The sequence below is a fragment of the Pseudoalteromonas sp. T1lg10 genome (assembly GCF_002964545.1).
Lineage (GTDB): Bacteria > Pseudomonadota > Gammaproteobacteria > Enterobacterales > Alteromonadaceae > Pseudoalteromonas.
Window position 1 is genome coordinate 405,266 of sequence record NZ_PQBV01000037.1, and the last position, 12,002, is coordinate 417,267.

The following is a 12,002-nucleotide window of genomic DNA, read 5'->3' on the forward strand; positions in this document are numbered from 1 at the left end:
TTGTGGGTTTCCTACATGACAAAGCCGGTGCTTTAAGCCGACAATGGAGTTGTGGGCGAGGCTTTGCCGCCATGGACGGCGGTACTAGGGTAACGCAGGAGCAGTTACCTAGCAGCCTTGCAAATAGATCTTGTCGCGGTGGCGACGACACCTTAGGGGTGGTTTACGCCAACCACCCCTAAGAACCCCAAGGCGCCCCAACATTGCATTGTTTCCTCACCCCGCTACGAGAAATGAACGTAACCAACATGCACAGGCCTTCCCTGCCCTGAGCATGTTTTCGCCAGCGTCGTGCTGGCGATTACTCTTCTCGTATCGCGCTTCGGATGCAATGTAAGGGGATTAAGCTGATGCACCGACTTTCAAATTTAGGATATCGCAATCTGTTTGATGACTATGAGCGAGGAGCGGAAGCTCAATTGATTTTAAGTCGAGGAAGAGCTTTTCGTATAACGATAAAACTATTTCACCGACACTATACTAGAACCCTTGGCACGCTTGTTTATACTGCTCATCGTATAGCTTTCGACTCACTTGAGTATAGTTGTCGAAGTCCGGGAGGGGGCGCTTATCATATAACCAATCTCTTTGGAGTGAGTTAGAAATAACTGGTTTGTTATTAGCGTAACACCAGTCAATCGTTTTACTAGCTATACCTGAGTAGCCTAAGCTCAAAATTAGCCCTTCTTCAGCCAGTAAAACTTCTGTGTAAATCTCACCAGAGCCAAAACTTAGACATGTACAAGCCCTAATATTTTTTGCTGAAATTTCAAATGAGCCTAGTGGGGTGTTTTTTGTGTCTATATACAAAGCGCCTTGGTTCAACGCGAACCCACCCGTACTGCCCGAGCTTAATAACACGCCAGGGTGATGTATCGATTGAAACAGCAAAGAATCAACTGGTGAAAGCGGTACTTGCGGTTTCTCTTGTTTTGAGTACTTTTCTTTCAGGCTTATAAAAGGTTTGTATACTTCTTCTTTACTGGGTGGAATAAAATCACATCCAGTTAAGTGAACTAAAGCTAGCGCTAAAGGTAAGATACGATATCCATTCATAACAACAGTCCCTCGTTCCAAAAAGTAGCTTCTGTAATATCTGCAATGTAAATCCTATAGATAATGAATATTAGCACCTCTACATGTGATGGCTAAATTAACGAAAATATTTGCCGTCTACTATACACATCCACACATAATTTATTTAATAAGCAAGAGCATCGTTTGATAAACACCAAGAATCACCACAATTCGTTACTTATCTTGAGAGCATGTCGCAGGCATTACAGTTAAAAACAAGTTCTGGAAATATAATTTTGACCAATGTCCCTTCCAGGCAGCCTCGATTAAGCGGAAAACTGACGTTCATACTTCCACCGAAATTACTGGTTATCCATCCATAATCGATGAGTTTCTCCCATAGTCAGGAAAACGACCCAATGGGTCGTTTTTGTCGTGTCCAGGTTTATAGCAATGTAGCGTAACTTCAATGCTGGTAAGTACTTCCTAAATTTGTTATCTATGGTTATAGGACAAAAACGAGACAGATTGCAGTAGAAAAACGACCCAATCGCTCGATATTAAATTGTTAGGCATCAACATGAAGTTCGAGTTTTTACGAAGCGATTGGGTAGGAATTGGGATTGGTTCAGTCATGGGCCTCTATCAAGGTATTGTGGTATTTGATAGTGAGATTGGTCGCGGCTTAGAAAACGCAGCTATTTTGCCGGTGGTTCTTTTCGGTTTGTTCGGCCCCCCGATTTTGGCTTTGCTAAATAGGTTTTTACCCATGCCAATGCCAGGCACGTACAGAGCAATTGGTAAGTACGTCAATACAATTTTCTTAATGGTTGCATTCGGCATATTTACCGGGTTATCTGGTTTTACCTATTATTGGTTGGTAGGCGGCCCAGACAGTGTTCTGTTTTTGCTGTCTTTCTTTAGTTCAGCCGGGGTAGGCTTCTTCTTTGCTTATCTAATTTATCCTGAGCTAGCATTTAGGCCAGAGTCAAATGCCTAACAAATCAATCAAAGGCGCCCCTTCGGGGCTGGACCTCCACTTTGCGGCTTCGCCGCTGCGTGGAGACCCTTTATTGAGGCGTTATGTGAAAGGGGTAAATTCGTGAAGTCAGTATTTAAATACTTAGGTATTGGTGTTCTTTTAGGTCTGGGAATATCTATTGTTGATGAAGCACACTATCACCTAAGTAAAAAAGATCGATTGAATGACTTCGAAGATGCTATGGAAAAAGCGCAGCAGTTAAGAGAGTCGATGACAATCAGCTCTGATGAACTGTTTTTAAGTGATATTCCTGATATGTATTATGACCCGAGCCATGATTTATATTTCAGCATTCAAAGTTATAAAGATATGGGCGATGTGATAGAGATTTCAGGTGTTATAAGTAACAAAGGTAGTAGTACTTGGAAGACTGTGGAGGTTGATTTTGAGGCATATACAGATGAAAAAAAACTAATTGCTAATTGCTCAGCTTGGACTGGTCAACTTGTGCCTCTAAGCACCGATGGTGTTGTAGTACGTTGTGATAAGGTTCAGGAATTTATTTCACAGCCTATATCTGAAGTAACTATGCAAATCAGGTGGAATTTTCATGGAGAACGTGTAATTTCACATAACAAACCACTGAAACGGGACTTGTAACAGTTGGCTTGGCTCCGCTTCGTTTCACATTTTATCCAACAATTACTCACCTCTTGGTGAGGCGTTAGCAGACAAGAGGAAAGCGCTATTAATAAGGAATGGTTTGCATTAGTTCTGCCCACATTTTTTTTAGGTTTCTTCTGGGTGTACTTTTCGTTATTTCCAGCGCTTTATGCTAATTCGGTACTGCCCAAAAAGTTAAAGCAGCTCATCGAGAGTCTTAGGGAGTATGAAGGAACGCCGAGTGCTACGATTATTCCAATGGCATTGTTCTTACCAGTACTGTTCTTAGGTTTTGTTGTTGGCTATTTCCAGAGTAAATCCTCTGACTCAGCAACAAAGTGGATGGGGCATTTTGCAGCCTTTTTAGGCTTGGGGTTTTATTATGGACTGTATCGTCTTTTTGCGTAAGTCTGCTAACAAGACACTTATCGGCCCATCAGCAAATTCTGAAGTAACAGGTATCGACCTTCCCGTTTGGATTCGCGCAGGAGAAATCAGCTTTTGTTGTGGAGTGTGCTTGCAACAACGGAGCATGGAGGCGGAGTTAGGTTTATCGAGGTAGGACACCTCGTTAAACCGCGTTGAAAGCTAAGCGGAACGTTTAACAAAACGCTGAGTTCGGAAGCATAAGCGAATCACGGGTGTCCTAGGAGTTCTTAGAGGAAATGGACAAGCATTTCCTCTAAGTCGAGGTCGGCGACCCGACAAGATCTCAACAAAAACAAAAAAGCCGGCGATAAACACCGGCTTTCCAAAGAAAGTATCTCAATATCAAAACGCCGTCAGCGTCCTGACCCCAAGACCTCTTAGGCCCGCGCCTCTAGCATCAGACGTTTCATATCACGCACGGCCTTTTCCATACCATCAATTGCGGCACGGGCGATGATCGCATGGCCAATGTTAAGCTCATAAATCTCAGGCATGGCTGCGATAGGCTTTACATTGTGATAGTGCAAGCCGTGACCGGCGTTAACCACCAGGCCTTGAGCATGGGCATATTGTACGCCAGCGCGGATGCTCTCAAGCTCTGCCGCTTGCTCGGCGTCGTTTTCGGCATCGGCATAGGCGCCGGTGTGAATTTCGATATAAGGGGCACCGGCTTTGACGCTGGCATCGATTTGCGCTTCATCGGCATCGATAAAGAGGCTTACCTTAATACCGGCATCGCTTAAACGCTTTACCGCATCGGCCACCTTGTCGTACTGCCCTACTACATCCAGGCCGCCTTCTGTGGTCAACTCTTCACGCTTTTCCGGCACCAGGCAGACAAAGGCCGGTTTTACTTCCAGGGCAATGGCGAGCATTTCTTCGGTGACCGCCATTTCCAGGTTCATGCGTGTTTGTATGGTGTCTTTCATCACATAGACGTCACGGTCTTGAATATGACGTCTGTCTTCACGCAGGTGAATGGTGATCCCGTCGGCACCGGCATGCTCGGCGACTGCGGCGGCAAGGGCCGGATCCGGATAAGTGGTGCCACGGGCCTGACGTAAAGTGGCGATATGGTCAACGTTAACGCCTAGTAGAATCTCTTTCATGCTGCCTTACCTTGATTTAAATAGTTCTCTGCTTTTTAGTGGTTTGTTGCCAAGCAAGGGTTTGAGTATATAACGACAAAAATGCTTGGCCGCCCTTTGTATTTGCGGCTCGGAAAAATCATAACGGGCAAACGCGAGAATATGCGCACCGCTAAAACCGTAACCCTGCACCGGTTGTGCCTGGCGTACCCAACCCTGCTCGGGATAGTAATCGTATTGTCCTTTGGCATCAATGGCATCGCCCTGATAGTCGCTGTCAAAGTTGACGCCATAACCCAGGCTCTCCAGCAGCTGTAACTCATAACAGCGTAAGCTGGCACCCAGATCTTTAGCTCCTGCGAGCTCCTGCAAGTGCAGGGAATAGAGGGAGAATATCTGCTCCAGAGGCTCATTGATGGGGATGATGCGCGCTGCCAATTCATTCATATAGAAGCCGCAATAGAGCTTGTCGCCACGCAGTGGCTCCAAGGCGGTGTCGAGTTCAAAGTGTTGCAGGTATTTGAGCTCGCCATTGCCTTGATAGCGAATAAGGAGTGCTTGGAAGGGTTGTAACTGGGCTTTGTGCTTGATCGCCTGCTTACCGCTTAGGCGCGCTATCATGCGCATCAGGCCGCGATTTTCGACCACAAAATCGACCAGCCATTGCGAGTCGCTAATGGCCCGTCGATGCAGTAAAAAGGCGCGCTCAAAGCCCGCGTTCATGGGCTTAGTCTTCGCCGTAACCTAGGCTACGCAGGGCACGTTCATCGTCCGCCCAACCCGATTTCACCTTGACCCACAGCTCAAGGAACACCTTGTTATCGAGCATATCTTCGAGATCGCGACGGGCTTCGCGGCCGATGGTTTTCAGCTTTTCACCCTTGTTACCTATGACCATGCGCTTTTGCGTTTCGCGCTCAACCAGGATCAGGGCGTTAATTTGCCATACGCCGTTGTCTTGCCATTTAAACTGCTCGATTTCCACGGTCACAGAATAGGGTAACTCGTCCCCCATAAAGCGCATGAGCTTTTCACGCACGATCTCCGCCGCCATAAAGCGCATGGAACGGTCTGTAACATAGTCTTCCGGGAAGTAAAATTCGCTTTGTGGTAAGCGCTTACGCACTTCTTTTTTGATCAGGTCAAGATTGCGATTATTCTTGGCGGAAACCGGAATAATACCGGCAAAGTCGCCTTTTTCACTGAGCCAGAGCAGATGCTTGGGGATCAGTTCCTGGTCTTTCACCTGATCGGTTTTATTCATCACCAAGAGCACGGGTGTTTTACCGGCACAGACCTTGTTCAACACCATTTCGTCGTCATTGGTCCAGTGCGTCCCTTCGACCACAAAGATGATCAGCTCAACGTCACCGATGGAGCTTGAGGCGGCGCGGTTCATTAAACGGTTAATGGCGCGCTTCTCTTCCACATGCAGGCCCGGGGTGTCCACATACACGGTTTGATAATTATCTTCGGTATGAATGCCCATAATGCGGTGGCGCGTGGTTTGCGGTTTACGCGAGGTAATACTCACCTTCTGCTCAACAATTTTGTTCAACAAGGTTGATTTACCTACGTTCGGGCGACCTACTATGGCCACCATACCGCAATGCGTTTGTGTGTGCGTATCAGCTGTCATTCTTTAATATCTTTAAGGCTTTTTCTGCGGCTTTTTGCTCCGCCTTACGGCGCGAACTGCCCACAGAGATAATACTTTCCATCCCTTCAACGATACATTCAACCGTGAACGTCTGGTTATGCGCCTGACCCTTGGTATCGATCACCGTATAACCCGGCAGGGGTAACTTACGGGCCTGTAAAAACTCTTGTAACAGAGTCTTAGGGTCTTTTTGATTCATTCCCGGGGAAATAGAGTCCAAGCGCGAGGCGTACCATTGCAGTACCAAGTCGCTGCAGGTGTCGATATCTGAGTCCAGGAATACGGCGCCAATAATGGCCTCTACCGCATCGGCCAGGGTTGACTCGCGGCGATAACCGCCGCTTTTAAGCTCACCCGGGCCCAGGCGCAGGTACTCGCCCAGGTTAAACTCAAGGCCAAATTCGGCCAGGGTTTGGCCGCGCACTAAAGTTGAACGCATGCGGCTCAAATCGCCCTCGCGCGCCTTAGGAAACTTGTGATACAAGGCGTTGGCGATGACAAAGCTTAAAATTGAGTCACCAAGAAACTCCAGGCGCTCGTTATGCTGGCCCTTATGGCTGCGATGAGTCAGGGCTTGCTCAAGCAAGCCCTGGTCAATAAAGCTATATCCTATTTTACTGTACAGTTCTGTTACGTTTTTCTTCATTGTTACTGAATATTACCTAAGCGTTCAAAGCGAACACTGGTTGGCACCCAACTTGGCAAGAAGTCATCGGCTGTGTTTTCAAATTCAAAACTCATCCAAATAAAGACCGCTTTACCTACCAGGTTAGGCTCTGGAACGAATCCCCAAGCGCGACCGTCTTCACTATTGTCGCGGTTGTCGCCCATCATAAAATAATGACCTTCGGGAACAACCCACTCGTCAATCTTGGTGCCTTGTTGTTGGTAGTACTTGCTCTTAAACTCAGGCAGTCTTGGGTTTATTAAAATATCATGCTTAAGGCCGTCGAGGTCTTCTTCAAGACGCACAAGTTGCTGGCTCCCTTGCATAAACTCATCTTTATTAATTATATCTAGTGCAATTTTATTGTATTCGCCACAAAGCAAACTGCCCTGCTCGGCCTGGCCTTGCTCACAATGCGGTTTGATATACAGCTGCTTGTTGCGATACACAATGGTGTCGCCCGGCAGACCGATAACACGCTTGATAAAGTCCAGCTCAGGCTTAGGCGGAAACTTAAACACCGCAATATCACCACGCTCCGGTTTGCCCGTAGCTACCAGCTCAGAGCGCCATACCGGGTCCTTAATACCGTAAGAGTATTTTTGTACCAGGATAAAGTCGCCCACCAACAGAGTTGGCATCATGGAGCCCGATGGGATCTGAAACGGTTCGAACAAAAACGAACGAAATACGGTAATGATGGCTATCATGGGGAAAATCGACTTGGCATGCTCGGTGAGCACAGGCACAGGAGCGATTTCCTCTTTTAATTCCTCGTCCAGCGGCTTACCACTGGTGCCCTCTGCAAGCGCAATAAGCTGCTTGCGCTTGGGGGCATAAACCAGATGATCTATCAACCAGATCAGGCCCGAGGCCAGGGTAAGTAGCACTAAAAATATGGAAAAATATCCAGCCATCAGTGGTGTCCTTTATTGTTATTATTTGCCGACTTTCAAAATCGCCAAGAAGGCATCTTGAGGAACTTCAACGTTACCCAGCTGCTTCATGCGCTTCTTACCTTCTTTCTGCTTTTGCAGTAGCTTTTTCTTACGGCTTACGTCACCACCATAACACTTGGCGATTACGTTTTTACGAAGCTGTTTAACCGTTGAACGGGCAATAACATGGTTGCCGATAGCCGCCTGAATGGCGATGTCGAACATCTGGCGTGGAATAAGCTCACGCAGTGCTTCTGCCAGTTCACGGCCACGGCCTTGAGCGTTGTCGCGGTGACAAATAATGGCCAGGGCATCAACGCGGTCGCCATTGATAAGAATATCCACACGTACCATGTCGGCGGTGCGGAATTCTTTAAAGTTGTAATCCAGTGATGCGAAACCACGGCTGGTTGACTTCAGCTTATCGAAGAAGTCCATCACCACTTCACCCATGGGCAGCTCGTAAGTCACCGCTACCTGGTTGCCGTGATAGTTCATCTTGGTTTGCATACCGCGCTTTTCAATACACAGGGTAATGACGTTACCCAGGTACTCTTGCGGTACGAGAATATTGGCTTCTACGATAGGCTCACGAATTTCAAGAATGTCGTTTACCGGCGGCAGCTCAGACGGGTTATCGATTTGAATCGTGCCATCTTTGGTTACCACCTCATACACTACGGTCGGTGCCGTGGTGATAAGGTCGATATCGTATTCGCGCTCCAGACGCTCCTGGATGATTTCCATGTGTAGCATGCCTAAGAAGCCACAGCGGAAACCAAAGCCCAGGGCCGTTGAGTTTTCAGGCTCGAAGAACAGCGAAGCATCGTTCAGGCTCAGCTTATCAAGGGCATCGCGGAATGATTCATACTCGTCTGAAGAAATAGGGAACATACCGGCGTAAACCTGCGGCTTAACGCGCTGGAAGCCTGGCAGGCGTTCTTGTGCTGAATTACGTGCCAGAGTAATGGTGTCACCCACAGGAGCACCGTGGATTTCTTTGATACCGGCGATAATAAAGCCTACTTCGCCCGTTTTCAGCGCACCCGTGGTGGTCTGCTTCGGGGTGAAGATACCTACTTTATCGGCAATATGAACTTGCTCGTTCGACATGATCTTGATCTTGTCGCCGGCTTTAAGCTCACCTTGCATAATACGTACAAGTGACACAACGCCCTGGTACGGGTCGAACCAAGAATCAATAATAAGTGCTTTTAGCGGGCCATCCACATCACCTTGCGGCGGCGGAATATCACGCACGATACGCTCTAGTACGTCATCGATACCGATACCGGTTTTGGCGCTACACTGCACCGCATCTGTGGCGTCGATGCCGACAATGTCTTCAATTTCTTCGGCCACACGATCAGGATCGGCTTGCGGCAGGTCAATCTTGTTCAAGATTGGCACCACTTCCAGGTCCATTTCGATGGCGGTGTAACAGTTAGCCAGGGTTTGTGCTTCAACACCCTGACCGGCATCAACAACCAGCAGCGCCCCTTCACAGGCCGCCAGAGAGCGTGATACTTCGTATGAGAAATCCACGTGTCCCGGGGTGTCGATAAAGTTTAACTGGTAGGTTTCACCATCTTTGGCGGTGTAGTTAAGAGTTACGCTCTGCGCCTTGATGGTAATACCGCGTTCACGCTCAAGCTCCATTGAGTCCAATACTTGCTGCTGCATTTCGCGGTCGGTTAAGCCGCCACACACTTGGATCAAACGATCGGACAGGGTCGATTTACCATGGTCGATATGGGCGATAATCGAAAAGTTACGGATATGCTTCATAAATTGGATTCTGACTTCTTAAAACTGAGCTCGGGTAAACAAAGGGCCAATTTTACCTGTAATTGACGCTAATCACCATCTCTTTGCGATACTGGCAGGCTAAGAGGGTAAATCTTTATCACTTTCACATCATGAACAACACGCCTAAGCCTATGTTTAGCAAGGATAAAACCAAGAACACCCGCAGCAAATGCGGCGCCTATTTGCAACCCTTCACTAACACCGAAAACAGCCTGCGCGAGCACCGCCGTCACCAAAGCGAATAACAGCGGCCAGATATAAACGACAAATGAACTCATCACTATGTGCGAGTCATCAAGGGCCAGTTTAACCTTTTGACCCACGCTCACAGGCTCGGAAAATTGATAGGGAAAACGCTTTTTGTCTGTGCCGAACAGCTTGGCGAACACTTGCGAGCCGCACTTGCCATTACAACCGGCACAAGCCGGCTTAGGCTCGGCTTGTAAAAACGCGGTGTCGCCCTTGACGGCGACCACGGTAAGAACTTGTTCAATCATGGGCTTAACTACAGAGGTCGCTGTACCGACTCGGCTATATTTTTTGCCGTAGCGACGGGGATATTACCTATCACCGAGACATCGAAGGCGCCGGCGTTATGGATATAAATGGTGGTGGCACCCGAGGTTAACGAGCCGCTCGGACGTTGCCCGGCCAAAGGCCGCTGCACAAATACCGAGACTTCAACCAAGCCATCGGAATACAAATAATAATCTGCCAACTCATTGTTTAAATTGAGTTTATGGCGATCTGACTTAAGCAGCTCGAAGCCTTGGGGTAACCAGCCTATTTGCCAACTGCCCTGATCGCCTGCCTCTTCATTACGAGGCAAGGGGGCCGGGAATTCACGACGGCTGATCTCAAGTAACTCCGGAGCCGGGGTTTCCGAGACATTGATATGACTCAGTTGCAGTTGCTCTAAAAATTCGCCCTGATTGTTCACATAGGCGGACTTAAGCAGTAATGAGGTTTCGGTATCAAGCCAGACCCAGTAGCTGTATTTGTCCTGGTCTTTGGCTTCAATGCGCAAAAGCTGTGCTGGACGACCGGCAATACGGCCCTTGTTACCAAGCACGAAATTATAGTTTTGTGCCAGTTGTTCCACATCGCCAAACAGCACTTCCGGGATGGGACCGCTGATCGCCGAGGTTTTTACCGAATAAGGTTGAGCTTGGGGTTCGTAATAGGTAACACGATCGTCAACGCGCACCATTTCCAGGCCCGCACCATTAAGTAAGGTCAGTAATTCCAGTTCCTGCCCTTCATGAATACCGTGACTCCAGCGGTAAGGCTCCATGGCGCGGTCTTTCACCACCACAAATGAGGCGACGAAGTTGCGCTGTTTAACCGCGGTGGCCATATTGTCCAGCCACTGCTTGGCGGTCATCTCCGACATAGCCTGGGCCGGGAACAGCCACAGGCTCACTAGCACAACATAAAGGTACTTCATTAACTATTATTGTTCCTGTTGTTCTTGCTCATCTTTGTTTGCCGTGTTTGCTAAATGCGCGGCTTCACGGGTCTGACGCTGATGCTCTAACACCAGGGCGCCAATGCGCTGATGTTGTAATTCACGTAAACCACGTTCGGCATTTTCAAGCGCCGGCTCCGAAGAATAACTCACCGGTGAGGCCGCACCAATAAATGGGTTAGACTGCAAGGGCGGTAGTTCATCGGCACCATTGCCCGTCGCACCATATTGCTGGACGCCCAGTACCGCAACCACGGCCACGCTTGCGGCAATGGCGGTTTGCGTAATACCACGCCACCAGGTACCGCGGATGACGTTATCCTGTTGGGGTTGTGCTTCCCTGCTTGACTCAAACTCTTGGCCGAATTGCGCATGAACCGGTTCTTGTTCAAGTTGTTGGGCTACCTGCGCGGCTATATCTAACTGGATGCTAGGTGCTGTTTCGGAGCGCATCACATTGCCAATCAGGCTGTAACGAGCCAATGTATCTGTATCTACATCAGCAACGTTAAGCTTATCGACACTGGCTTCATTGTCCACCAAGGCAGAAATAAAGGCTTTGTCCTGCTCACTACACTTTGCTTTAGTCATAATTACGACTCACCTATTAACGGAGTTAACTTGTTATCTATCGCTTCACGAGCACGGAATATACGTGAACGCACCGTGCCCACTGGGCAATCCATTACCGCGGCGATTTCCTCATAGCTCATCCCTTCAAGTTCTCGTAAAGTGATGGCTGTTTTCAAATCTTCAGGTAGCTTATCAATGGTGGCAAAAATGACGTCTCTGACCTCGTCACTTAACAGCAAATTTTCTGGGCTGGCATTACTACGCAGTGAATCTGCACCTTCATAAAACTCAGCATCATCAGCATCGACATCATTTGCCGGCGGCCTGCGCCCCTGTGCAACCAAATAGTTCTTTGCACAGTTCACGGCAATACGATATAGCCAAGTATAAAACGCGCTGTCGCCCCTAAAATTAGGCAGCGCCCTATACGCCTTAATAAAGGCTTCTTGAGCTACATCTGCAATGTCACCTTGGTTGGCAACATAACGCGATATCAATCCTGCTACTTTGTTCTGATATTTGGCGACCAACAGGTTATAAGCATTTTTATCTCCCTGTTGAACCTTTCTTACCAGCGCTAAATCCAAATCCTGCTCGCTCATTCGAGCCGGTACTCCTCTGCGTTATTTTGCTTTTATCTTGTATCCAAGCTACCAAATACACTCAGTCTGACTGGGTCGAAATGAAAAAGTTCGCAATAACTGCATT

General features: G+C 48.0%; 15 protein-coding genes. 4 read left to right on the forward strand and 11 right to left on the reverse strand.

The genetic code is table 11. The features are described from left to right. The first annotated feature begins 2 nt into the window (after positions 1–2). The gene (locus C2M17_RS15870) at positions 3–182 is read left to right on the forward strand and encodes a hypothetical protein (protein ID WP_233997963.1); all 180 of its coding nucleotides are present in this window, start codon (positions 3–5) and stop codon (positions 180–182) included. Positions 183–480: 298 nt separating this feature from the next. On the opposite strand, the gene C2M17_RS10655 is transcribed toward C2M17_RS15870, so the two are convergent. Continuing rightward, a complete protein-coding gene (locus C2M17_RS10655; protein ID WP_105200741.1) occupies positions 481–1,056 on the reverse strand; it encodes a hypothetical protein in 576 nt (191 codons plus the stop codon). A gap of 541 nt (positions 1,057–1,597) precedes the next feature. Between C2M17_RS10655 and C2M17_RS10660 the strand changes: the two genes are divergently transcribed. The 3 genes from C2M17_RS10660 to C2M17_RS10670 all read left to right on the forward strand — a co-directional run bounded on the left by C2M17_RS10660 (position 1,598) and on the right by C2M17_RS10670 (position 3,070). Next, the gene (locus C2M17_RS10660) at positions 1,598–2,017 is read left to right on the forward strand and encodes a hypothetical protein (RefSeq protein WP_105200742.1); all 420 of its coding nucleotides are present in this window, start codon (positions 1,598–1,600) and stop codon (positions 2,015–2,017) included. A gap of 102 nt (positions 2,018–2,119) precedes the next feature. Continuing rightward, positions 2,120–2,659, forward strand: a complete 540-nt coding sequence (locus C2M17_RS10665; protein ID WP_105200743.1) for a hypothetical protein — start codon at positions 2,120–2,122, stop codon at positions 2,657–2,659. Positions 2,660–2,803: 144 nt separating this feature from the next. Continuing rightward, positions 2,804–3,070: a hypothetical protein gene (locus tag C2M17_RS10670; protein ID WP_105200744.1), complete on the forward strand. Its 267-nt coding sequence runs from the start codon at positions 2,804–2,806 to the stop codon at positions 3,068–3,070. A 398-nt stretch (positions 3,071–3,468) separates the two neighbouring features. Here C2M17_RS10670 and pdxJ read toward each other — a convergent pair whose 3' ends face one another. From pdxJ to rpoE, 10 genes are all read right to left on the reverse strand, one after another. Beyond that, positions 3,469–4,200: a pyridoxine 5'-phosphate synthase gene (gene pdxJ, locus C2M17_RS10675; RefSeq protein WP_105200745.1), complete on the reverse strand. Its 732-nt coding sequence runs from the start codon at positions 4,198–4,200 to the stop codon at positions 3,469–3,471. 6 nt (positions 4,201–4,206) lie between these two features. Next, positions 4,207–4,902, reverse strand: coding sequence for a DNA repair protein RecO (gene recO, locus C2M17_RS10680; RefSeq protein WP_105200746.1), 696 nt, complete (start codon positions 4,900–4,902; stop codon positions 4,207–4,209). A gap of 4 nt (positions 4,903–4,906) precedes the next feature. Then, entirely contained in the window at positions 4,907–5,818 is a 912-nt protein-coding gene (era, locus tag C2M17_RS10685; RefSeq protein ID WP_105200747.1) for a GTPase Era, read from the reverse strand. Beyond that, positions 5,808–6,485 (reverse strand): ribonuclease III, encoded by a 678-nt coding sequence (gene rnc, locus C2M17_RS10690; RefSeq protein WP_105200748.1) that lies wholly within the window; start codon positions 6,483–6,485, stop codon positions 5,808–5,810. Before rnc ends, era begins: the two co-directional genes overlap by 11 nt. A gap of 2 nt (positions 6,486–6,487) precedes the next feature. Next, on the reverse strand, positions 6,488–7,423 hold the full coding sequence (lepB, locus tag C2M17_RS10695; RefSeq protein WP_105200749.1) for a signal peptidase I: 936 nt from the start codon (positions 7,421–7,423) through the stop codon (positions 6,488–6,490). A gap of 21 nt (positions 7,424–7,444) precedes the next feature. Continuing rightward, entirely contained in the window at positions 7,445–9,232 is a 1,788-nt protein-coding gene (lepA, locus tag C2M17_RS10700; protein ID WP_105200750.1) for a translation elongation factor 4, read from the reverse strand. Positions 9,233–9,300: 68 nt separating this feature from the next. Further along, entirely contained in the window at positions 9,301–9,750 is a 450-nt protein-coding gene (locus C2M17_RS10705; protein ID WP_105200751.1) for a SoxR reducing system RseC family protein, read from the reverse strand. Between the two features lie 8 nt (positions 9,751–9,758). Beyond that, positions 9,759–10,700, reverse strand: a complete 942-nt coding sequence (locus C2M17_RS10710; RefSeq protein WP_105200752.1) for a MucB/RseB C-terminal domain-containing protein — start codon at positions 10,698–10,700, stop codon at positions 9,759–9,761. Positions 10,701–10,706: 6 nt separating this feature from the next. Further along, a complete protein-coding gene (locus C2M17_RS10715) occupies positions 10,707–11,312 on the reverse strand; it encodes a sigma-E factor negative regulatory protein (protein ID WP_105200753.1) in 606 nt (201 codons plus the stop codon). A 2-nt stretch (positions 11,313–11,314) separates the two neighbouring features. Beyond that, entirely contained in the window at positions 11,315–11,896 is a 582-nt protein-coding gene (gene rpoE, locus C2M17_RS10720) for an RNA polymerase sigma factor RpoE (RefSeq protein ID WP_105200754.1), read from the reverse strand. Between the last annotated feature and the right edge of the window lie 106 nt (positions 11,897–12,002).